This window comes from Jeotgalibacillus proteolyticus, from assembly GCF_050107735.1.
Classification (GTDB): Bacteria; Bacillota; Bacilli; order Bacillales; family Jeotgalibacillaceae; genus Jeotgalibacillus; species Jeotgalibacillus proteolyticus_A.
In genome coordinates, this window is the sequence record NZ_JBNILO010000010.1 from 1 (window position 1) to 24,298 (window position 24,298).

A 24,298-nucleotide genomic window follows, 5' to 3' on the forward strand; every position below is an offset into this window, starting at 1 on the left:
CTTGATGAGGTCGTTTCGGAAAAACATGGTTTCATCATTCCGACCTTCGGTTGTAAAGTTGGAATTTCTTAATCGAATTCCCTGCATTTCACGCTGCAAAGCGCTTATAGCAGAACTTGTCGCGCGCACCCGTTAGTTCAAAATAATTTCCATCTTTCTACTCTTCGTTTTCATCCCAATTGACCTATAAAATTCAATGGCAGATTTATTTTCCTCGGATACTCCTAATTCAATAGTATCCACTTTGAGTCTTCTTCCGAGATCGAAAACGTAATTAGTTAGTTTTTTCCCAACACCTTGCGCTCTAAAGTTATCAGCAACGCATAAACTCTTTATAAATAACACTTCCTTGCCTTTAATAAAAGTATTTTCAGTTACTTCTTCTTCCTTTGTCACTATCACCCCAACTATATTATTGTTTATAGTAGCAACAAAAATATGCTGCTTTCTATCAATCAATTGGTCTTCAAAAAATTCTTGTTCTACAGGAGTGGAATTGTCTTTGTAAAGATCTGGTCTTACAAAAACGTGGAACTCATGAACCTGCCTAAATAACGGCAACAATAACTCGTAATCGCTTTGTTTGGCGTCTCGTATAAGTATTTCCATAGTTTTACACCTCTCAATAATTCCTAATGTTATTCTACCAATTCTTACTCTTGCGAAAAGTGCCTTCCAAAGCTATCCTGCCCCTTTAGTTTAACATTAATTTCCTTTTTACTACCGAAGAAAAAAGTACTTTTGTTTAGTAGTTACTAACTAAAATTCCAATAGAAATAATAAACTCCAGTATTAATGATACATAGTACAATACCTATTACTGAAAGGGACAACCATTTTGATGTGTTAGCTTTTTTAACCCCTCTTACTAACTGGATTACTCCTAATAATATCCCTATACCAGCTATAATCGGAATCCAAGTCTCTATAAACATTAGTAAATCCCAAAAAAATTCTACACCAGGAAACAGATATATCGATAAACTTAGAAAACTAAGAAGAACACCTATAAAAAATGATGTATTGGACATAATTATCCCCCTTAAATGATTTAGCAGGTTCCTTAATACGAAACCTAGGAAGCAGACCGTCACCTTATATTTGACGTTCATCTTGTTGTGTTAAACTGCCCTTAGTTTAACATTAATTTCCTTTTTTTGTTGTCAGTTTTTTGTATTCTTTAAATGAAAAGGTCAATAATCCCTGTATAAAAACTTGCTACAGGAGGAATTACAATGCTTATATCACAAGCATACAAAACCTATGAAGCTGATAAACGAATCGAAGGTTTTTCTTTAAAGACGTTAAAAGCATACAAACTCCAATCTGGCCTTCTCATATTTTCTTTTAATGACGTACCCATTGAGTCCTTATCAACGTGCCCCATTACCGCAACTGTCTCCGTACCACCATTGCTTTTTATACATAAAAAACTTCATGTTCATCTGTAATTCAAATAATCGGCTAGATTCCCGTTCTTAAAAGTACACTTTTACGAACGGTTAAAAAAGATTTAATAAAATTTAAAAGAACGTTCGTAAAGGCCCTAAAACACCTTACGAACGTTCGCATTTCTAATAAAAAAGTATGATCCTGAATTTGTTGTTCATCTAGTAAAGGTTTATCTACTTTATTTTGCTCCTTATAAATTTCTTTTACCATTTCAACATGCTCGGGCAACATGAGAGAAGTCCACTTGATTGTTCCTCGATCGTTCTGCTGCCCCATTATGCTTTCATCCTCTCAAGCGCTTTATAAGGATAAACGGAGAGGATACTATCCTTTTTAAACAAGCGAACTTGTTTTTTCGAGAAACAATAAGCTAGCACATCATTTTCCGAGAATTTAACTACTTTAATAATTCTATGAGAAAGCTCACCGTCAGCATCCAGGTAAATCATTTCTAGCTTCTCCTTATTAGTTAAGGATCGATTTAGCATGCTAACCATTTAAATCACTCCTTTATTCCGAACGTTTGTTCTTATTATATGTAATGGAAAGAATAGATACAATAAAAGATTCCGTTAGTTTCAATTAAAAAAGCTCACCTTTGTTGGTGAGCTTTCATGCTATTAGATACCCTTTTCAACGCTGCCAAGCGGTGTATCAATAGCATAGATTTCTTTTAATATTGGCTTTTCAGTGTCGTATTTACCTTCTTCTATATCCGTTAGTTGACTAAGTAAGAAGTCTTTTGCGCGGTCTTCCAATGTGTGGATTTGCGATTGTAGGACTTTGCGGAAGGGATAGTTCGGTAAATATTCCATAACGATATAACGATCGTCCTCTCCGTTTTTTTAAGGACCATAGAATTCCAATATCACTCTCTTTTGGATAATCGAGTGTGTAACCAAAACCTGAGTCTAAAGTAATGTCACTCATAATTAAAACCTCCTTTAGGACTATATATTCGACATATATTTATTATTTCTTTTCTGTTTTTTAAAAAAATTTATGTAGATAGTGAAGTTTTTTATTTTTGTAAAGTACGGGGATAAGTCACTGAATGGTAAATCCTAAATGTACATAGTTCGAAGGACGATAAAGATATTGGAGAAATTAAATAAATAAAAAGGCCTCTTCCATCATAGTAAAGAGACCTCCTTACACATTGCCACCCCAAGTGTTAACCCTTATAGAATTTGGGCGAAAGATGGCAATTGAAATCGCCACAATTATAAATTGCTTTATAAGGAGTATTATAGTATCACTTTTTCTTAATTAATAAATTAAAAATATAGTTATTCAGCCATTGCGTGGTCTGTTTTATCAATAATAGAACCATCTTGAGCATCAATTTGATAAAGAATGTTAGGAGAAGCTTCATCTTCATTAGCTTCTTTTGATTCAATAATAATTACCCATGAATCAAGTTCTTCCCCGGAATCTCTATATTTCATATCTTTTCTCTCAATACTGTTAATAGAAAAGTCACTATTATCTTTTTTAAAACTTTCTACGTCTTCTAATGCAACTTCTTCTGCTTTCTCCTTACTAATCCCATCACTTTTAGTATCCTTTGGACTATTTCCAGCTTCATTATTGTCATTTGTACAAGCTGCCATAATTACTACTAGCATTAAGCCATGCATACTAACTTTTAATACGGTTGACAAAAATTAGCCTCCTATTATATCAAGTGTTTAATCTAAAGTAGGTGTGCCAGGAATTTTTTGTAAAGTATAATGGATGTGGCTAAACTTCCCATTTGAACCTGTATGAAGACCTCTAAGTTCATTACCCCAATAGATCGTTCCCCCACTGTCACCTCCAGCCGAATCATATGATGCATCCCTTAAATTCGTATAGTACACACTATCCCCATTAGGGTCGGAAATATATCCACTCCAACTCCGACTCTGTATTTCACCTGTTGTTACACCTGTTCTTGCTCCAGTCTTAGCTACTTGTTGCCCTACATAATCTGAATTAACTAATTGATAGCTTGTTAGATCTCGATCCCCAAAGTCATACCTATACAAGGAGTTTGTTGTCCTATCAGAATCTAATTTAACTACTCCAACGTCAGCAGATCCTCCTTTGTCAGTAAGGTAGACACTTCCTTTATATTTTCCGCCTTGATAAAAAGATGACCAATCATCTGTACAGTGTCCTGCTGTTACTATAAAATATCCATCTGAAGAATCCAAGGAAAAACCATTAGAACAATAACCAGAACTTCCTGTGCTATTAGCACTTGTATTTGCTATCTGTAAACCACCATACATATACCAATAGTCTTGAGTACGACTTTCCTCTTTTGGTTTTTCTTTATTCATCACATTAATCATATTTTCCCCGTATGTTTCTTTAAGATATGTCTCTGTTTCACTAGAGTAGGGTTCGATTCCTACTTCTACCATGTTTTCTTTTTCATTAGAGGACACTGAAGATAAAGAAATATTCTTTTCAGCTAAAGTACTTCTGTCCTTTGAAATATCTTCTACAGTTTGATTTAATTCGGCCTCTGAATAATTAACCTCATTGAATTTAATGTTATTTAAAGCTTGTTCTGGTAACTCGCCTCCCGCTACGCGGAAAGCCTCCGGACGGAGCGGAAATGAACCGGTCCCCTTCCCTTTCAATTCAAAGTTGCTTGCAGAAAGAAGAATAGAAAGGGTTTCACATTTTATTTACGAGTGAAATCACAAAAGAATAGGTTCATTGCAGCGGAGACCGGGGACTCCTGCGTGATGCAGCGGGAAAGGTGAGACCATGCAGATGCGACAGCATCAAGAGGGCTCACCTCCCGCCACGGAAATGAACCGGTCTTCTTTAAGGAAAATTATCTATTCAATTCAAATAAAATAACGCTTCAACTTCCCCATCACCTGCTGCAAGTCAGCAGATCCATCATGAAACCCTACATGTCCATCCGGGCGAATGAATAATGTGCTGCCTTTTTTCATCCCAAGATTCCTGTCTAAGTGGCGATAGGAATCATAAATAATAGGCAGTTCATCTCTGTCAGTCAGCACGGTCCCGCCTCTTGCCACAAGATACACCTTCATCATATCGGGAAATGCTTCATTTGCTTTTTCTGTAAACTCATACGCATAATCCACCAGGTCCTGCTGATAGGAATCAATATAAATTAAGCAGACATACCCCATTCTTTGAATGATCGGATACAGTCTTTCATCCGTGGTCCCGTTCATAAATAGCAGCTGATCCGGCACCCGTTCGCCTGCCTGAATGGCTCTTTTTGGCAAAGAAGGATCTTTAAATGAGCGGTTGATCGGCGTTTTATCGTAATCGCTGTGAACATGGGACAAGGCTTTAGCGAAGATAGCCTGAACCCAATCTTGAGTTAAAGCTGCCTTGCCTGCCCAGTTACGGAGCTTTCCTGGTATACCCTGCAAACGAATGAGCTTCAACTCCATCGTGGTGTGTCGAATCACCTCTTTGGCAACAGGAGCCCTTTCTTCATGATACGTATCCAGAAAAGGATTGCCGGCATATCCCTTTAATACCGTATCGATTTTCCAGCAAAGATTCGCCACATCTTCAAGTCCGATGTTCATTCCCTGGCCGCCAAGCGGATTATTAATATGGGCAGCATCTCCTACAAAGAAGACCCTTCCTTTTCGGTAATTGGGGACTTGTCTGTGGGCTGTTCCGAAATAAGCCAGCCACTTAGGGTTTTCGACCTGATAAGATGTATCCAAAATTGTATCTAGGGTGCTTTGCAGTTCTTGAAGCTCCATTTTCCTTTTTCGGGGGCCATCCTGTCTTGTCCGGTCAAATCCCACTACACGGTACGTACCATCCTTGTATGGGAAAAAGGCGGCAGCTCCACGGTCGTTTAGATGAAGATTAATATGAATTTCCTTCATGTCCGGGATTTCCACATCTCCTGTGAAAAATGTAATTCCCTCATCCTCACCCACAAACTCAACGTTTAATAGCTCACGGACTTTACTATGTGCGCCGTCGCAGGCAAGTACATAATTGGCCAAGTAGGTTTTCTTTTCGCCGTGGTGCTGTGCTGTAACATACACGCCTTCAGCCTGCTCATCTACTTCGAGGACCTCATGTTCACGTGAAATTTCTCCACCCCGGTCACTTAAATGCTCCTCAAGAATTTCTTCTATCTCGTGCTGAGGAATGATTAGCAAATAGGGATATCTGCTTTTTATATGATACATCTCCACATAGGAAGGTGCTTTTCCTGCCAAATGAAGCTTTGCACCAGGACCTGGATAGCCCCTTTTTACAAAAGGCTGATTCACACCAAGAAATTCAAATAATTCAAGAGACCTGGCTTGAATCCCGAGGGCCTTAGAAAGAACTGAGCGCCCTGCTTTTTTTTCAAGGCAGACAAAGTCCACTCCTCTTTTCTGCATGACATTCGCGGCCATCAGTCCAGCCGGTCCTGCACCTATAATTAAGACATCTGTTTTAATCACTGCCATATGACGAGCTCCTTTCGTTCATCATTGGTTTATAAAATAAAGATTCGGACTGAGTCAACAACAGTCTCTTTAAAAAACTTCTTGTAAAAAAATCGTTTCAGAATAAACGTAACCTACCATACGATACCCTTATTCTTTTACTACATGCGTAATTTAACCCATAAAAAAGAAGAGACGTCCATATAATGCAATTGGACCCCTCTTCTTTCATTATTGACTTACTGATTTATTTTCTTTACCGGAATCCAGATTTCACAATAGTAATCCTCTGAGTTTGGATCACCTGCAGGATAGACCTCTAAATCCGGAGTACCAGCGTGTTTGTAATTACTCACTGGAAACCATTCCGTGTAAATGCGATTCCACATCTGTTGAATCGCATGCGGCATTGCTCCTCTTACTTCAAACACCGCCCATTTAGATGCAGGCAGTTCCATCTTTTCAAAACGTTCTTCACTGCTTCCATCGTGAGCAACTGCAACCCAATAATCCAGTGTGTCAGCCTTCTCTTTGCTTTTGTCAACGCAAATGCCTAGAATTCCCTCAATCGAACCAGTATTCATCACAGCAAGTTCCTCTGTCGTGCCATCCTCATTAACCCTGTCCCAAATTTTCGGAATCTCTACTACGTTTTTACCATCCACACAACTCACTTCCTGTTTTAATCCGACAATTTGAACAGGTCCCTTTTCAATAATCTCAACATTCATCGGCGTTTCTCCCCTCACGATCACCTGGACCACCAGGCGATTATAATATTTAAGCTTTCCTTTCCCGCTCTTTGCTTCTCTTGGTGAAAGTCCATGCTGCTTTCGAAAGGCTTTTGAAAACGATTCAGGAGTGTGATAGCCAAACTTCAAAGCGGCATCAATAACCTTTACATCTTCTCTTACCAACTCGTGCGCTGCGAGTGTCAGTCTTCTTTTGCGTATATATTCTCCAACTGACATGTCCGTCAGCATCAAAAACATGCGCTGAAAGTGATACGGTGACACCGAGGCCCGGTTTGCTGCTTCTTGCAGCTGAATCTCTTTAAGAAGATGGGTTTCAATGTAGTCAATAGATGCCTGTAATGACTGAATCCAGTTCATAAGCTTCACTCCTTATGATCATCATAATGGATTCGAAAAAAGAAAACATGTCAATTTTTGCTTTTGGGGAACAGGTTTGAATCAGTTCCTTCACGAACATGATGTGAATGCTGCGATCAACAGTAAGAAAGAGCCTGGGACACGGTGTGTCAGGCTCTAAGACCGGTTCACTTCGATTCAGACGAACCCTTTCTCCTAATTTCTTTTCATACTATTAATGCATCATTCTACAACTTTTCAGTTATATCAAAGCTTCTCTTTAAACAATAGTTTAGATTGGCATTTCTACTGGGTCATCCAGCATGTGATTCTTTTATGCTTTTTTTATTTTCCTCTATTATTAATCTTGCCACTTGATAAAGGGATTGGCTGAGCAGAAATAGACCGGGCAAAAAAAACAGCAGGAAAATACCGTTTTTTGACTGAGAAAACTCAATAAGATAGCCGATATAAGGAACCGTCACTCCTTCGTATTCAGCCACTATATTTTGGGGCAGCAGAAGGGCAGTATCCGGCCCGTCATTCGCATCTCCTTTTGTTCTGTACATAATCTCATTGTTTTGCGAAATGACTTCTATAATTCTATGCGTGACGAGCTGATGGCGATTCACTTTATAGGTGACGATGTCATTTTCTTTAAACCTTTCAAGATCTCGCGCAGCTTTTACCACAATGATGGATCCCGTTTGAATGCCGGGCTCCATCGATCCCGATAATACAGTTTTTATTTGATACCCAAATACTTGCGGCGGTTCCCCGGTGACCTTAGATGAAGCAACGAAAAAAACCATGGTCACCAGCAGCAAATAAAACAAACCGGTTATGCATTTCGTTAAAAATAGTACCATTTTTTCCTTCACTTCTATCACCTCTCATTCTCAACTTCTATTTCTTCATCCTCTATAGTGGTATTTTCCTCATTTTCTCCTTCCTCAGCATGTGCTTCCGGCTCTTCAACCTGTTCCATGTCTTCACTTTCATGTTCATCTTCATTTTCACCCTTTTCCTCTTCTTCACCTGCTTCTATTAAATCTTCCTCCTGTTTTTCATCTACTACGTCTGCTTCATCTATTTCTTCTATTTCTTCTATTTCTTCTATTTCATCAATTTCTTTATTTATTACATCTTCATTTTTATCTTGGTTTGATGCTTCGTTTAAATTAGCTGGATCTTCCACAACAGTATTTTCTGCTTTTTCATCCTTGACTGCCGGTTCTTCCTCCATGTCATTTTCTTCTTCAGTTAAGGCAGCAGATGTATCTGTTTCTTCGTTCACCTTCTTTTCGTCCTTCTCTGACTTTTCTTCCCAATGACCTGCCTGGATCGTTCCTGTAAAACGATAGGAGGTGGTATAATAAGCGGTTGTTGCAGAACTTATGTAGGCTGCGATCATAAACATCATATAAAAAACGCCTATAGAGTAAGCGGCTAAAAGATAGCTTTTTTTAATCTGCTTAGATGATTTTATTGTAATCCCCCATTTCTACTCAATGCCGCATTAACTTTTCAGCGTACTTCAATAGCATACTATTACGGTACGCTCAAAATTCAATATATTTCTATTTAGGATAGGAAGGCGAGTTTCCCCACCTTCCCGGCCTTTAGATCCTTTTATTCAATATGCTCTCCTTCACCTTGATTCGCAATAAATTCCCATGTAATCGATAAAGAGTCACCCTGGAATTGATTTTGATCTGACCCGTTATCGATAAATTCAAACTGAACAAACATGGTGTCACTTGTTCCGGCGTCTAGACCACTCTCTTCTCCAAAAGCTTCATCTATAATTTTTTCCACGGCGTCGGGTGTTAAAGATTGCAGATCATAGAGCGTTGTTTGATAAATGATATCGTTATATTCAGCACGGCCTGTTTTATCTGCATTTTCAAGAAAATTCACTTGAATGTATTTTCCAAAGTCTTCTGTATTGTCGTTATTTGAATCCATTACTTCGTAAGAAGAATTTAACATTACTTGCGGGATATCGAGAGACCCATTATTTTCAAGATGAAAAACACGGTTCATCCAGTCACCGGGTTTCATGCCATCAACATCGATAATGGTCTCCGGATTTACTGCAATGTCTAAAGTACCCGCTGCAAACGTACCATTTGCTTCGGCTGCATCTGTGAAGTATGCGTATGTACCTCCAGCCATTAAGGTTAATCCAAGTGCCGCCGGAGCCAGTCCCATTACAAGTTTCTTCTTCATTCCCATTTAAATTCCTCCTCTTATTTGATCACTTGTTGTTCTTTAGTAAGAATATAGTTCTTAATTAAGAACTAATAGACAATAGATATCTCATTTTATTAAACGATTTACACTGTTTTAAACCACTATTGTTCTCTTACAGGATTCCGCATTTTTTTTGGAAAAGAGTAAAGATGTATTAGCTACATCTTCACTCTTTCTTAAGTTATCTGCCAGGAATGTCAGGTCTTCCCGGTATCGGTCTTACAGGGCGGTCTTTATCCCCAGGCGACCAGCTGTTAATAAACAGCTTGCCTTCAGCAAGTTGACGAGCTTCGTTTCCGAACTCATCGTTGACCATGACTTCTACTCCAACCCCATCAGCAATAACGGATGATGTAGCTGTCCAATACGCCTCATATTGACCCGGAGCTACTTCATTGACAGGAAGCTCGGTTACATTACTTGTGCCTGAAATATTCGTTAAAGGCATCCGTAATATAAAGCTGGCATCCAACTCTTCTTCACTTTCAAACGAGATCTTAACAGATTCTCCTGCTTTAAGATAAACATCTTCTGAAGGCTGAAGGTTTTGTATTTCAATTTCGCCAAACTTCGCTTCAACTGTTAAAGTTTCAGTTGTCGAGTTGCCAGCTAAGTCTGTTGCCGTCATTTCAAAGTGATTTTCACCGTTTTCCAGCAGTAATCGCTTGGAGAAGGCACCGTCAGTAACGGAGACGTTCTGCCCGTTAATCGTGAAGGTGTCAAGATGCTCCTCGTTTACCATTCCTGTGATGGTGATCGTCTCTTTATTGGTCTTCAACCCGTCTTCAGGACTCGTCACTTCTATGACAGGGGATGTCAGATCTACTGTAATCGTTACAGGAGAGGACTCGTCTGTCATGCCGGCTTCGGTAGAAACTCTGGCAGTAAGTACATTTTCCCCTTCTGACAAGTCAACAGATACCTCATATTGTCCCTCCTCAGAAGAAGTTGTTGTTGCAGCTTCTTCCCCTTGGTTGTAGACAATTACATCTGTATTCGGTGCTGCATTACCTGTTACATTGACGGATGTTTCATTCGTAAATGAACCATCTGCAGGTGAGGTAATAGACGGCGCTGTTACTTCATAGTCCACAAGCGCACGTATCATATAGTTTCCTTCTTCCTCCGGGACTTGTGACCATGCACCATCAACATACTGCCAGCTTCTGCCAGCATTTGGTCCATCTTCATCTGTTCCAAGTCCAGGGGAATCAGGATCCGCCTTGGATTGAATGTAGACTAAATAGAAGTCTCCTTCTACTACTACACCCTCGCTGCTTAGATCCACCTGAGTCCAAGTACCATCACGCTTAGCTTCAGCATCAATTGGACCTGCTAATTTTTGTCCAGGTGCACCATCTGCTCCGCTCGCATCATAGATCTCTACCTGGAACTCTGTGCCGCCTGGAACCGGCCATTCAGTATCCCAGAATCGGAATAAACCGCCAGTTACGAGTGCCGCATTCTGACCTTCTTCCAGTGACATTTTTACAGCCCAGCCATTTCCAGCTTCATAGAATGCCCGTGCATTTTCAGCAGTTCCATCGTCATAGCCAATTTCACCTGGATAGCCGATGAATGGACGCAGTTCAATATCCTGTTCCACATCCCCTTCGAGTGTTACTTCAACTTCTTCCCCGTAGAAGTTAGGTGCTACAACCTTTAATGTGTAGCTGCCTTCGTAGCCTGTAATGGAATAGTCTCCATTTTCATCTGTTTCAACAGGCGCAACCGCGGCATCTTCCATCAGATATACAGTTGCTCCGCTAATAGGTGCACCCGTTGCCTGGTTGACAACTGTTCCTGTTACCGTTCCTGTTGGAAGCTCTTCAAGTGAGAAGGAAACGTCTGTATTTTCATCTTCCACAACGGCAACCTCTTGAGATTGAGGTGCAAATCCATATGCTTCAGCAAGCAGCGTGTAATCGCCAACCGCATGAGTCATAGAAAACTCTCCCGTTGCAGGGTCTGTATTGACAGAACGATTCGTTTCTTCCACCGTCACTCTTGCACTTACAGGCAATCCCGAAAGAACGGATTCTTCTGAAATTGTATTTTTCTCTTCCGCTTCTTCGGCATTTTTCCGATCGACGGCTTTTTGTGCATCAAATTTAGGTGCACGTTCTTTTTTAACGGGTCCGCTGTCTTTTACCGATTTTACTTTGGTCATGGATGAAAGTGCTTCATCCGTAATTTTGAAATCATCGATATACCAGCCTGGTCTGACAATGGTAAAGTCTGACTCAAGCTCAAAAGCTACAACAATGGTTTTACCGGCATATGCAGATAAGTCATATTGACCATCAATCCAATCACCGCTTAATCCGGTAAATGAGTCAATTAACTCCCATGTAGTTCCCCCGTCCTCCGAGATAAATACATGGCCGAAATCCCAGTTCGTCTCAATATTGTACCAGTGTTTAAACTGAAGATAGGCGGCACCTTCTTCAGGTATGGCAAATGGCGGAGATTCAACTGATTCAAATAAATCATTGTCATAATCTCCAGCTAAATTAGTTGCTATGACTTTCTCACCTGAGAATGCTGAACCAGGACCGGATTCAGGAGCACCCCACTGCCATGTTTGCATTGGACCTGTGATTGTCCAGCCACTAATATTGTCTTCAAAATCCTGCTCGTACCCGACAGTCGGAGGGGCATTAACGGTTATGTCAGCTTCTTCACTAATGGTTTCATTTGCACCAAAATCCACCGCTTTCCAGCGATAAACGATTGTGCCTTCTGAAACCTGAGCGCCATCAATGACTGCACGGTACGTTCCATTAAGATAATCACCGCCAACACGTGATGCAGCTGCCGTTTCCCAAGCTCCATCTTCCTTCTGGTACTCAAGCATTACGTCCGTAACACTTATATCATCTGTTACCGCAGCCTCTAACGTGATCGGGATGCCTGCAAATACTTCATCAGGGCCCGAGTAGTCAATGACAGGAGCAGTAGTATCTTCTCCATCTTTTGTTACCTGACCGCTGATGGTTCCCAGTCCGGAAATGACAGCAGATACTGCGTCAAATACATTGATAATCCCGTCGCCGAAACCATTATTCGGTGCGGTAGGGTATTGTTCATTTGTTCTTGGAGTTGCTGTGTCCATAAGTAAATCTTCTACATCATCAATACTTAGGCTTGAATTAGCCTGAAGGACCAGCGCAGCCGCCCCTGCAACATGCGGTGCTGCCATTGAAGTCCCGTTGTAATTTCCATAAGAATCTCCCGGAATGGACGAGCGAATCGAGACGCCCGGTGCGGATACGTCCGGTTTCTGTGTATCATATGGAGAAGGTCCTTGCAAAGAGAAAGAAGCCAGTTCCTGATTAACATCCGTTGCTCCAACAGCAAAAGATTCAGGGTAATTCCCCGGAGCTGATACGGAGCCAGGCCCGCCTGGATTTCCTTCACGTGTGTTTCCTGCAGCAAAAACCGGAATGATTTCAGCTGCTCTCCATGCCTGAACCATTGGGCGATACCATTCATCAAGTCCAGGACCGCCGCCCCAAGAATTATTTACGATATCAGGAGCCATGGCTGGATTAGGGTTGCCCTCTGCATCAGTAGGCGCTAAAATCCATTCACCCGCTTGCAATAAGTGAATATCCTCTCCGCCTAATGGACCGAATGCATTGGCTGAAATCCATTTAGCCCCTGGTGCGACCCCAACCTGATTGACCTCGTCAGGCTCTGTACCCGTCATCGTTCCGGTTACATGCGTTCCGTGACCATCAGGATCTACAGGTGTGGCAGAGCCATTCACAGGATCAAACCAGTTAAATTCATGGCTGACTTCACCGTTATTGAATCCCCTGTACTGTTCTTTAAGAGCAGGGTGATCCCATTGAGCACCTGTGTCGATAGATGCCACTACAATTCCGGCGCCATCAATACCCTGTTCCCATGCCGCAGGTGCACCGATTTGATCGACACCCCATTCAATGGCTTCGGTTTGATTTTCAGGTGCTGCCGTGTCTGTATCGATTACTGCCCGTATTTCATTCGGATCGATACTTGCTACTTCAGGAAGCAATGCGATTTTTTCCATTACCTCCTTTGAAGCTGTAACGGCAAGTCCATTCACAATGTAAAAGGATTGAATATCCTTTGCATTTCCTTTACTTTCCTGCTTTTGCAAAAGATCCATGACTCTTTCTTGTGATACTTTAGCAGTGGATCTTAATTCATTAACGATTAAAGATCTTTTGGACAATTGGGCTTTTGAAGGCGACAATTTTGATTTTTCGGCGGTTTCATCCGCTTCTTTTGCAACACTTGCCGTATCCACTTGCTCCTTCATCCGCACTAAAAATGTTACCATTTCGTCCTCTTCGTATAGCTGACTTAACTTTTTATCCACTTTACTTTCTACTATTTCCTTACTGCTGCCCAGATAAGAGGTTGAAGGTCCATTTGATTGTGCCGATGCCTGGCCATAAGTGAATGACGGTGCAATTAACAGCATGCACATAACCAATGACGCCGCTCTCGTAATCTTTCTTTTCATGTTCTTATTCATTCTCATCCTCCCATTATTTGTAGTGTGTGAATGAAAAGATCGTTCCCCCTTTCACTATGTTCCCTATGATCCGTGTCAGGCATTGAAAGCAGCAATTCAGAACGCAGCTCCACATGTACGCAGTTGTTTTGAGATCAGTTTTAACCAATCAATTATGTAGGAAAATAGGTATATCTATACTCTACTAATAGTGATAAAAGGATGTTGTCGAAAAAAGAATGAATTTTCAAACTATTTAAAAACAGGTCATATGAAACAAGCTATTATACATACAACTAGTTTTTTGTAACCATATTTTCCTTGATTTGTCATTATAAAATGTGTTTATGAAAAAACTCTGTTTATGAGAGCAGTGTGGAATTTATTAATTCGTTCAAATTTAAACAGATTTTACACATAAATTGTAAAAAAACAGTCGATATAGGTAATTATATAAGGATTTACTTATAGAAAAAAGTCGATTATTGAATAATGTGCATTGGCTCTTTCTGCCTATATGATAAAAATAATTAGATTTCCTAAGGTTTTCTCTCCAGTATAGAACTTTTTGGAGTGTATTTTTTTCTGAAAAATATATATTTCGAGTGTTAGCTGTTCAACAAACTTTTTGTCGAAAGCCGGACAAATATTCAGGCTGCGAAAAGAGCAGCACAAGGATCAAAATAGAGGAGAACGTTCAAAATGAATTTTTCAGCAGGGAAACGTTCACCTCAAGGAACAGACGGTGACCGTTACTGTGAAGATTTATTTCTTCCTCAATCTCTTTAATAGAGGGCATCCATGAGTATCGCGTACATAATAGCCTTCTAGTTTGTAGTCATCTTATCCTTTACTAGTTGATCACTATTCTTCTGTCATAGGTTCTACTCAAGCAAATAATTAAGTCATTTAAATGGTCAGTGTTACGATGATAATCAGGTCTTATTTAGTAGCGGGCTGTTATAAAATATGAGTTCTACAATGGGAGGATTGGTCATGTCTTTTGATAGGGTAATCGGGATTGGTTGGGATGCAGGGGGTTGGATGGGAAGCAATCACGGGATAGCCATTTGTCAGTGGGAACGCCGGACTAACCAAATCAAATGGATTGGAGCTCCTGCAGAAATATCGCTTCCTGTTCAAAGTTTACTTTCTATAAAAGAACTTACTTGTCAAGTGGATCCTTTCTTCACTTTTAAAGATACCGATATGAAGACATTATTTGTCATAGGAATAGATGCTCCTTTAGGATTTCCTGCACCCTTTCACAAACTCTTAAAGGGTGAAATACCTGACATGATAAAACCGGACAAAGAAATTTATAACCCGTTTGCATATAGACTCACAGACAGGGAAATATATTCTGTTTTCGGTAAAAAACCTCTGTCAGCCTCATTCGATCGAATTGGAAATAATGCCACGGCAGCGATGATGCACAGTAGACTATGGGAAAAAGAAGAAGGATTTAAAGCCCTGCCATTTCGTGAAACAGCAGAATATGATAATCGGTTTATCATTGAAGTGTACCCTGCTTTAGTAAAGGAAAAAAGGTTTGAAGAGGTGCATGAGCACTTGAGGCGGTTTATGCCTAAAAATGAAAACCCGGGAACTGATGCCTACGATGCCTGCATCTGTGCACTCTATGCTGTGGCTTTTGGAAGTGAAGGTGAATTACTCCCAAAGCTGGCTCACCCCCCAAACGAAAATGAAGCAGTGATCAAAGAAGAGGGATGGATTTATTATTTCTCAAACATGCACCATCTTCTTTTAGATTAAGTAAACGAATGGCTGAGACACATGGATCCCAGCCATCTTTATTAGAATACAATTCGTTTATTCTAATCATTTCATATAACGGTATTCCATTAAACGGTTCAGCAGGGTGACCTTCTGAAGCAGTTCTTCTCCAACATTTGTTTCCATCACTTTTTTTCTTTTTAGCTCTTTATCTACCAGCCTTTTAACGGATAATACATCTGTTCCATTAATCAAGATGTCTTCTTTTGAATTAAAGTGCTGATGAGCGACCAGCTGCATGCCGTAGGAATTATATAATAGCGTATAGCCCGCGATGCCAGTCTTAGATTGATAGGCTTTTGAAAAGCCGCCGTCAATCACGATCATTTTGCCATTCGCTTTAATTGGATTTTCCCCGTCGATTTCCTTCACCGGTGTGTGGCCGTTAATGATGTGACCCTGATCCGGATTGAGGCCGAATTCCTCAAGGATGCTGCGGCAGATTTCCTCCTTTTCACGTAAATGGTAGTAGGGATTCTTTCTTTCTTTGTGCGCTTCTTTATCCTGAATGAAATACCGTTCAAAGGTGGTCATTTCGCGCTTTCCGAAAAGGGAGGAGTATTGCCCGGTCCACAAATACCAAACCATATCCGTATCAAGGTCTTCGGTTTGATCAGGATGGGCAAATGACCGGCGGAGACATTGCTCAAAAAGATCGAGCAGCTCTCGGCCTGCATAGGTTTCATCTTCGATCATCATTTTCTCCATATTTCCTTTTTCATCTAAAGGAATGCATCCATGAATTAATAGATTCCCATTGTATTGTAAATAAAGACTCCCTTTTTTCATGAGAAAATTCATATGTCTGGCCAATTTTTCTGAATGCTGGACCGAAAATAACAACTTGTCCATCACTTTGCTTTCTTCTTCTAAAAGCTCATCCGGCTGCTGCGGGTTAACCGTTTTAAAGCAGGTATTTTCAAGACCATATTTTTTTCCATTTATATCAATTTCATTTTTTTCAAAATCTATTTTTTCAAGCAGAAGCCTGCCTGACATATTGAAATTAGGACGTCTTTTAATAATTGGGCTTTCAAGCTTAAACTGGATCATCGCAATCGCCTGATGAATTTTCGTTATTTGCAGCCGTTCATGGTCAGAGGTGTTTTTATCCGTTTGGGTTTTTGGTCTGAATACCGGATTATCCTCGTAGTATTTTTCAGCCAGGTTCAAAAGAGGTCTTAAGTTGATGCCATACACGTCTTCAATAATATCCAGATTGTCATAGCGTGCGCAGATTCGAATGATATTTGCAAGACACACCTTGGATCCGGAAAACGCACCAAGCCAGAGCACATCATGATTGCCCCACTGGATATCAACAGAATGATAGTGAATAAGCGCCTCCATAATTTTATCCGGCTCGGGTCCCCGGTCATAGATATCCCCAACAACGTGAAGATGATCCACGACAAGCCGCTGCGTGCTGTAGGCAAGTCCAATAATGAGCTTATCCGCCTGTCCGAGCGAAATAATCTGCTGAACGATTTTGTTATAGTACTGCTCTTTATTCGCAAATTCGTCTTTCTTATACAGCAGTTCTTCAATGATATACGCAAACTGTTCCGGCAAAGCCTTTCGCAGCTTCGACCTTGTATATTTAGAAGATGCATAGGAAATCAGCTTAATCATCCGCTGGATCATTTCTTTATACCAGTGATTCAGCTCTTTTTCGTTATCAAAACTATTTTTAATAATCTGTAATTTCTCTTCAGGATAATACACGAGCGCCGCCATATCATTAATTTCATTTTCATATATGACCCCGCTGAAAATGTCCCTAATCTTCTCTTTCACTCTTCCGGATCCATTTCTCAGTACATGCTGAAACGCCTGGTATTCCCCATGTAAGTCACTTACAAAATGCTCCGTGCCTTTAGGCAGATTTAAGATCGCTTCATAATTAATAATCTCAGTCACGACTTTTTCTTCGCTGTTATATTTCTGCGCAAGTAAATCCAGATAATTTTTGTCCATTACAATGAAGCCCCCTTCTGTTGCATTCACTTCAAACATTTTTTTATGTATTCTTATCGATCATCATTATCCTTCCCTTTCCATCTTATCATTCTATTGGGCATTACTCATGAGAATTTCGAATAGGAATTCTGCCTCGTTCTTATTCAAACTAAATGAAGTGTTTGGAATAGAAACCAAAATCTTTCATATTAAGATTCAGTAAATCGACCTGTGCTATATCGATTTGCTTTATTGTCCTATTGAACCAGAATTTATCAAGCAATAACTCCTTGTTCTCAACGGCTTACTCTATCATTTTATCTATGGGAGATTTTTTAAAGAGTAAAATGATTCATTCCTCACTACTTTTTCACTCTCAGGAAACACAAAAGTAAGCTGAGAAAAGTGTCAGTTTACAAATAATTAACTTGTTATATGATCGGCCTATTCTCTATCATTGCAACTAGAAACATTTCTGTTTTATCTGTCAGATAACAATTATACTATTTAATTTAATGTACTCCCCCTACCCGCGGTATTCACATTTTGTTCAATTCACATGAACAGAATGTAAATATATAAAATTACATACTAGGAGGCATTATTTTGTTAAAAAAATCGATGGTATTTGTTTTTGCCCTGCTTTTGTCTATTGCTGCTTTTCAGTTTGATGCACAGCCAGCTTCAGCCTTTTTGCCAGACACCCCTTCCAAGTCAGCTGCCCAATCTCAACTAAACTCGCTTACGGTAGAAGCGGAAAGCTCAATGGCCGGCTATTCGCGTGATGAATTTCCTCACTGGATCGGACAGGGCAGCGGCTGTGATACCCGTCAATTGGTTCTTCAGCGCGATGCTGACTATTACAGCGGGGACTGCCCTGTCACATCCGGCAAGTGGTACAGCTACTTCGACGGCATCACGGTCTATTCTCCATCTGAACTTGATGTGGATCATGTCGTTCCTCTAGCTGAAGCATGGCGCTCCGGAGCAAGCAGCTGGACAGAAGCACAGCGCCGTGAATTTGCAAATGACTTAAGCGGTCCGCATCTGATTGCCGTAACCGCCAGTGTTAACCGCTCCAAAGGGGACCAGGATCCATCAACTTGGCAGCCTCCCCGCTACAGCGCACATTGCGGATATGCTAAATGGTGGATTAACACAAAGCACACATGGAACCTTAGCCTTCAGGAATCTGAAAAGACTTCACTGCAAACAATGCTTAACACCTGTTCATATTAATTGTAAATTCAAACTGGAAAGGAGTTTCTCTCATGGATAAAAAGTCGACCACTTTCACTGCAACTCATGGCGTCATGACTGCTGAAGTTGGTGTCATCAGTGGAGAGCTTGAGCTTCTCACAACTTGTGATAACAGCGGTATGCTTACCCTTGCCATTACATATGCCGGAGCCAAGGAATGGTACACTTTACCCGGCAAAGACTACCGCCTGAACGATCCGAGTGACCATGAAGTTGTCCACCGTATGCTTGCTGCTGTGCTGGAGCGGCCATAACAAGTGAGTGACGCCATTCCTTCAATGAGTTATGAAGCAGTTTTCCATTAAATAGTTACATAAAAAGACATTGGAAGAATTGACTTCCAATGTCTTTTTTTTACTTTATACCACTGTTACTGCCAAAGCTCAAGTCGATCCTTAATCATTTCTGTGTAATCTGCCTCTGCCTGTTCAACACCTGCACTCTCCAGGTCAGCCATGAAGCTCTCCCATACATCGTCAAACTCAGACGGGTCTGCCAAAATGGCTTCAGGTATTCGTTTTTTCACAACATCCAGGGATTTTTGCATGATCAGTTCAAGATCAGAACCAGCTTCCACCTGCATATTAAACGCTGCACCCCATGGTTTTACAGGGAATTCTTCTTTTTGCGGATAAAGGTCTTTCCACATCTCTACATTGTAGTTGGACAGTACTTCTTTTTCTGTATCGGTGTAAGCATTAATGATTTGATCCGGACTGGCTATGGAATAAGTCTGCCCGGTTGAATCCGTTACCCCATCCCCATACAACGGGGCAAAACCGCTTAATACTCCGATGCCGGTATTTTTCGCATAGTTGGCATTGTTATTGCGCTCGTTCATCTCTTCATCAGAAATGACACGTTTGCCGTCTTCAATTGTATAATGTTCACCTTCGATTCCCCAGTTTTGAAGAATTTGACCTTCCTCAGATGCCAGGTAATCCAGGAACTTTATCGCTCTTACCGGATCTTCACATTCTGTTGTGATTCCGATCCCCCACCCTCCAAGATAACCAGTATCCTGGAAGTTCGGATGTTTATACTCTTCTGTTAAAGTGACGGGATACATCCCATGCATTCTCTCTGTTTTACCTGCTTCACGAAGTGCCCGCTGTGCGTCTCCTACTTCCCAGTCTGTATCAATCAGGCCAAGCACACGGCCAGAGGATATTTTCGCCAAGTACTGATCATACTTTTGAACAAAACTCTCCTGGTCCAGCAGACCTTCAGCGTTCATATGGTTCAGCCACTTAAAGTACTCTTTTTCTTCAGGACGGCGATAATGCATCGTCGCTTCATATGTCTCGGGATCAATATAAAATTCGCCGTCATCCGGAGCACCTGTTGCGTAAAAAGCCGGATTCGTTGTTGAAATCATGATTCTCCAGTCATCAGCCAGCAATGACAACCCGATAGTTGGCTGCCCGTCAATAGTTGGGTTCTTTTCCTTGTAGTCTCTGATTGCATTCTCAAAATCGTCTACTGTACGAATTTCCGGATAACCCAGCTGTTTTACTACATCATGCTGCAGCATAAAGCCATTTCCAGGTGCCCAGTAGGTATGATCCACTTGTGAAGTAGGCAAAATATAAATGGATTCGTCTTCTCCGCTCCATTTTAACCGGTTAAAATAATCACCATATACTTTTTTCAGATTCGGCGCATGCTCTTCAATCAGATCCGTTAAATCAATGAGCGCACCCGCATCGACCAGTTTGCCTGCATTTCCTTTTGGCAGAATCAAATCCGGATATTCACCGCTTGCGATCATAAGAGGAATCTTCTGCTCTCCGCCTCCAACGTCAAATTCCGGCTCAATCGTGACTTCTGTTGCCTCTTTTACCTTCTGGCTGACCGGGCTTTCCATGTTGTCCCACTGGGAATGAGGATCTGCACTAAAGAGTGAAAACGTGACTGGGCCGGTTGTTTCTTCTTTTGTCGCTGCATTGTCACTTTGACAGCCTGCCACTGTAAGCATGGTCCCCATAATGAACACAGCACTTGCTCTTCTCCACTTTGTTTTCATCGATTTCTCCCCTTTTTCTAGTTAGCTTTTTACTGCTCCAAGCGTCATGCCTTGCACAAAAAACCGCTGCAGAAATGGATAAACCAGCAAAATCGGAATAATGGTAACCATTGAGATAGCCATTTTAATCGATTCCGGTGACACAGAAGAAGCTGCCTCCTGACCTTGAGCATCACGGAATGCATTGGCATCTGTAGAACCCATTGTGGTATTTTGCAGTATTTTCATTAATTCAAACTGCAGTGTAGTTAAACTCGGATTGGAACTATTGTATAAGTAGGTGTCAAACCATGAATTCCATTGGCCTACTGCGATAAAAAGAGCGATTGTTGCAAGTACCGGTGTACATAGCGGCAGGATGATCCGCCAGAAAATAGCAAAGTCATTAGCACCATCCATTTTGGCTGATTCCTGTAAAGCAAACGGCAGTCCATCCATAAACGAACGGACGATAATAATGTTGAAAGCATTTACCATCCCCGGAAGGACGTAGACCCAGAATGTATCAATGAGCTGTAAATCACGCATTAACATATAGCCGGGAATCAGACCGCCGGAAAAATAAAGCGTAAGAACAAGAACGGTTGAGAAAGCTTTTCTTCCCTGAAAATCTGCCCTGCTTAATGTAAACGCTACCATAGCAGAGGACACAACACCGAGCACCGTGCCGATTACCGTACGTAAGGTAGAATTTATAAAGCCGGTGATCAGATTATCGTACTCAAAAATGGTCTGGTAATTGGTTAGTGTAAACTCCCGGGGGAAAATGGTAATGCCGCCTCTAACTGTATCGGTGGATTCATTTAATGAAATCGCCAGCACATTTAAAAACGGATAAAGCGTCACGAGTAAAACGACTGTTAAAAATGAATAGTTCACTACATCAAACAGCCGATCATCCCATCCTTTTCTGCTTCCTTTCATAATATCCCTCCTTTACATGACACTTTGATTCGTGTAGCGCTTAAAGATGCCATTTGCAAGAAACAGCAGAACGATACTTACCAGTGAGTTGAAAATTCCAATCGCTGTTCCGTAGGAGAAACGGCCAAGACCGATTCCATAATTTAGCGCATACAGGTCAAGCACTTCAGCGTAATCCACGACAATCGGGTTGCCGAGTAGAAATTGCTTTTCAAAACCGATGGTGATTAAGTGGCCGATGGATAAAATCAGTACCACAAGAATGGTAGGCCGGATCCCGGGCAGCGTTATATGCCAAATTTGACGCAGCCTGCTCGCACCGTCTACTTTCGCTGCTTCGTATTGCTGCGGATCAACCCCTGCCATTGCGGCCAAAAAAATAATCGAATTCCAGCCCATCTCCTTCCACAAATCCGACAGCGTCACAATCATCCAGAACCATTCGCCTTTTGTCATAAATTGAACCGGTTCATTTACAAAGCCTGCTGCCATCAGCATTTCATTGACGATTCCCCCGTCGGTAGAAAGCATCTTGGTAACAATGCCCGCCACAACGACCCATGAGACAAAATGGGGCAAATAGGATACCGTCTGAACCGTTCTTTTAAATGCCCGTACACGCACTTCGTTCAGAAAAACCGCAAAAATAATCGGAACAACAAATCCAATCGCCAGCCCCATGACGCTCATCGCCAGCGTGTTGCGGAGAACTAAATAGAACCGTTCATCCTGAAAAAGGGCCGTAAAGTTCGCAAGACCCACCCACTCCTGCTCCATGAAAGACCTTGCCGGTTTAAAGTCCTGAAAGGCCATGGTCCAGCCCCAAAGCGGGACATAATTAAATACAAGCACCCACAGAACAAATGGAACAGACATCGCATATAAATACTTTTGCTGCTTCATCGTTTTAAAAAATCTGTGCTGTGTTTTGGCAGAACGGTTTATTTTTGTATGCGCTTTCTTTTCAACCGATTCCACTTTATCTCCCCCTGTTCTATACCTCCATCTTACAAGGAAAGATCCAGGTTCAATACCTGCTGATTTGCGTTAAAAATCATGTCAAAATTAAAGGATGTCCGTCCTCATTGTTTTAAAGCAATGGAGAACGGACATCTTTATTGGTTGAACTTGTTTTTAAAAGCCGTTGGAGAGACACCTGCGTGCTTTTTGAACTTCCGGTGAAAGTAATCCACATTTGCATACCCGACTTTTTCTGCGACTTCATATACTTTATAGCCTTTGTTCAGCATCTCTTTCGCTTTTTCGGTGCGGACTTTATCTACATACGTATTAAAGTATTCACCAGTATGGCTCTTAAAGAGCTTTCCCAGATAGGCACTATTATAGTTGAAGATCCCGGCCAGCGTTTCGAGTCTCAAATTTTCGTTATAGCGTGTGCGGATCAAGTCAATCATTTTATTCATGACGCTGTCCGGTGTACCGTCATCCATTATGTCAAGTACCGCTGTGAGAAAAGATTTGCATGATACGTGCATAGCTTCCATTGAAGAAGCCTCATATAACTCCGTTGTTTTTAATCCCGTTTTGAGAAGCAATGATTGTTTTCTGGGATGGACGGCAGCAAGTTTATTCATCACCTGATTGCATAGGGAAGCTGCTTCTTTTTTCACTGTCTGCTCCGGCCATTTTCTTGCTTTCCATTCTTCCATTACCTCATCTAATATGGCGTACGCTGCTTCACTGCTTGAAGCTTCCAGGGCAAAGAAAAGACGATTGCGGTACACATCCGGATGCCATTCTCTTGTTACCACATCTTCACGATCAAACGGCTGCTGAAGGACTGTTTTTTCAGGTATGTAAAATGATGAATCCATTACCCGCTGAATGTCCTTCCATTGCAGCAGGCTATCTTGTACCTGATGAAGAACCGCAGAGGCTGCCACGTGATAAGGCAATGATTCGCCAAGTTCCTGCAGGAATGTAGCTGCATGGGAAGAGACGGGCAAAATAAAAATAAAGAGGTCTTTAATAGGAAAAACAATCACTGATTCCGTCCGGTGGACCAGTTCATCTATCCTCTGCTGCCACTGCTGCAAATAGCGACCAGGCTTTACGACTAAAAGGCGGGAGGGTCCCTGCCAAATTCCTTTTTGTTCAAAAATAGAAATGGCTTCAGTACCATTTTCATCAGGAATATGCTGAAAAAGTTCTTTCCAGGCGCTGGACCGGCTTGGTTGATGGACAGCGGGAATAAAAGATGACTGAATCTCGATAAGCTTCTCAATCAGCTCATCTTCATCAATCGGCTTAAGCAAGTAAGCCTCAGCACCGCAGCTGATGGCACGCCTTGCGTAGTTGAAGTCAGCATAACCGCTTAGAAGAATAAAGCGGATATTGTTTGATTCATCGCGAAGTGTTTCGAGCAGTGTAATTCCATCCATTTCCGGCATTTTAATATCGGCTATAATTAAATCCGGCTTCAGTTGCTGAAATTTTTCATAGCCGTCTCTTCCATTTCTGGCGAGTCCGACCACACGATAGCCGTATTCCTCCCAGTCAATCAGCGTCTTTAGTCCCTCTCGGATCATCGGTTCATCATCTACAATCAAAACGTCACGCATCA

21 protein-coding genes are annotated in these 24,298 nt (G+C 41.3%); 3 read left to right on the forward strand and 18 right to left on the reverse strand.

Going from position 1 to position 24,298, the window contains the following annotated elements:
- Positions 1–132 precede the first annotated feature (132 nt).
- The 13 genes from ACQCT8_RS14710 to ACQCT8_RS14770 all read right to left on the reverse strand — a co-directional run bounded on the left by ACQCT8_RS14710 (position 133) and on the right by ACQCT8_RS14770 (position 13,757).
- A complete protein-coding gene (locus ACQCT8_RS14710) occupies positions 133–609 on the reverse strand; it encodes an N-acetyltransferase family protein (RefSeq protein WP_426872248.1) in 477 nt (158 codons plus the stop codon).
- A gap of 146 nt (positions 610–755) precedes the next feature.
- Positions 756–1,031 carry a hypothetical protein gene (locus tag ACQCT8_RS14715; protein ID WP_426872250.1) on the reverse strand — a complete coding sequence of 92 codons (276 nt, stop codon included), beginning with the start codon at positions 1,029–1,031 and terminating at the stop codon, positions 756–758.
- Between the two features lie 433 nt (positions 1,032–1,464).
- Entirely contained in the window at positions 1,465–1,728 is a 264-nt protein-coding gene (locus ACQCT8_RS14720) for a YolD-like family protein (protein WP_426872252.1), read from the reverse strand.
- Positions 1,728–1,949: a hypothetical protein gene (locus ACQCT8_RS14725; RefSeq protein ID WP_426872254.1), complete on the reverse strand. Its 222-nt coding sequence runs from the start codon at positions 1,947–1,949 to the stop codon at positions 1,728–1,730. The genes ACQCT8_RS14720 and ACQCT8_RS14725 overlap by 1 nt, the downstream gene beginning before the upstream one ends.
- Before the next feature lie 123 nt (positions 1,950–2,072).
- A complete protein-coding gene (locus ACQCT8_RS14730) occupies positions 2,073–2,267 on the reverse strand; it encodes a hypothetical protein (protein WP_426872256.1) in 195 nt (64 codons plus the stop codon).
- A 474-nt stretch (positions 2,268–2,741) separates the two neighbouring features.
- Positions 2,742–3,116: a hypothetical protein gene (locus tag ACQCT8_RS14735; protein ID WP_426872258.1), complete on the reverse strand. Its 375-nt coding sequence runs from the start codon at positions 3,114–3,116 to the stop codon at positions 2,742–2,744.
- A 27-nt stretch (positions 3,117–3,143) separates the two neighbouring features.
- On the reverse strand, positions 3,144–4,085 hold the full coding sequence (locus tag ACQCT8_RS14740) for a S1 family peptidase (RefSeq protein ID WP_426872260.1): 942 nt from the start codon (positions 4,083–4,085) through the stop codon (positions 3,144–3,146).
- Positions 4,086–4,298: 213 nt separating this feature from the next.
- Positions 4,299–5,915 carry an FAD-dependent monooxygenase gene (locus tag ACQCT8_RS14745; RefSeq protein WP_426872261.1) on the reverse strand — a complete coding sequence of 539 codons (1,617 nt, stop codon included), beginning with the start codon at positions 5,913–5,915 and terminating at the stop codon, positions 4,299–4,301.
- 218 nt (positions 5,916–6,133) lie between these two features.
- Entirely contained in the window at positions 6,134–7,006 is an 873-nt protein-coding gene (locus ACQCT8_RS14750) for an AraC family transcriptional regulator (RefSeq protein ID WP_426872264.1), read from the reverse strand.
- A gap of 293 nt (positions 7,007–7,299) precedes the next feature.
- Entirely contained in the window at positions 7,300–7,866 is a 567-nt protein-coding gene (sipW, locus tag ACQCT8_RS14755; RefSeq protein ID WP_426872266.1) for a signal peptidase I SipW, read from the reverse strand.
- A gap of 5 nt (positions 7,867–7,871) precedes the next feature.
- Entirely contained in the window at positions 7,872–8,408 is a 537-nt protein-coding gene (locus ACQCT8_RS14760; protein WP_426872268.1) for a hypothetical protein, read from the reverse strand.
- 209 nt (positions 8,409–8,617) lie between these two features.
- Positions 8,618–9,223: a TasA family protein gene (locus ACQCT8_RS14765; protein ID WP_426872270.1), complete on the reverse strand. Its 606-nt coding sequence runs from the start codon at positions 9,221–9,223 to the stop codon at positions 8,618–8,620.
- Positions 9,224–9,422: 199 nt separating this feature from the next.
- The gene (locus tag ACQCT8_RS14770; RefSeq protein ID WP_426872485.1) at positions 9,423–13,757 is read right to left on the reverse strand and encodes a S8 family serine peptidase; all 4,335 of its coding nucleotides are present in this window, start codon (positions 13,755–13,757) and stop codon (positions 9,423–9,425) included.
- Positions 13,758–14,744: 987 nt separating this feature from the next.
- Here ACQCT8_RS14770 and ACQCT8_RS14775 point away from each other — a divergent pair.
- Entirely contained in the window at positions 14,745–15,524 is a 780-nt protein-coding gene (locus tag ACQCT8_RS14775; protein ID WP_426872271.1) for a hypothetical protein, read from the forward strand.
- Between the two features lie 66 nt (positions 15,525–15,590).
- On the opposite strand, the gene fbp is transcribed toward ACQCT8_RS14775, so the two are convergent.
- The gene (gene fbp, locus ACQCT8_RS14780) at positions 15,591–17,522 is read right to left on the reverse strand and encodes a fructose-1,6-bisphosphatase (RefSeq protein WP_426872273.1); all 1,932 of its coding nucleotides are present in this window, start codon (positions 17,520–17,522) and stop codon (positions 15,591–15,593) included.
- Positions 17,523–18,110: 588 nt separating this feature from the next.
- Here fbp and ACQCT8_RS14785 point away from each other — a divergent pair.
- Positions 18,111–18,743, forward strand: a complete 633-nt coding sequence (locus tag ACQCT8_RS14785) for an HNH endonuclease family protein (RefSeq protein ID WP_426872275.1) — start codon at positions 18,111–18,113, stop codon at positions 18,741–18,743.
- A 32-nt stretch (positions 18,744–18,775) separates the two neighbouring features.
- Positions 18,776–19,018 (forward strand): hypothetical protein, encoded by a 243-nt coding sequence (locus ACQCT8_RS14790; protein ID WP_426872277.1) that lies wholly within the window; start codon positions 18,776–18,778, stop codon positions 19,016–19,018.
- A 116-nt stretch (positions 19,019–19,134) separates the two neighbouring features.
- Here the strand turns inward: ACQCT8_RS14790 and ACQCT8_RS14795 are convergent, their stop codons facing one another.
- From ACQCT8_RS14795 to ACQCT8_RS14810, 4 genes are all read right to left on the reverse strand, one after another.
- Entirely contained in the window at positions 19,135–20,790 is a 1,656-nt protein-coding gene (locus tag ACQCT8_RS14795) for an ABC transporter substrate-binding protein (protein ID WP_426872279.1), read from the reverse strand.
- A gap of 21 nt (positions 20,791–20,811) precedes the next feature.
- Entirely contained in the window at positions 20,812–21,714 is a 903-nt protein-coding gene (locus tag ACQCT8_RS14800; protein ID WP_426872281.1) for a carbohydrate ABC transporter permease, read from the reverse strand.
- A 12-nt stretch (positions 21,715–21,726) separates the two neighbouring features.
- The gene (locus ACQCT8_RS14805; RefSeq protein WP_426872487.1) at positions 21,727–22,617 is read right to left on the reverse strand and encodes an ABC transporter permease; all 891 of its coding nucleotides are present in this window, start codon (positions 22,615–22,617) and stop codon (positions 21,727–21,729) included.
- Positions 22,618–22,829: 212 nt separating this feature from the next.
- Positions 22,830–24,296 (reverse strand): response regulator transcription factor, encoded by a 1,467-nt coding sequence (locus ACQCT8_RS14810; RefSeq protein WP_426872283.1) that lies wholly within the window; start codon positions 24,294–24,296, stop codon positions 22,830–22,832.
- Positions 24,297–24,298: the final 2 nt, after the last annotated feature.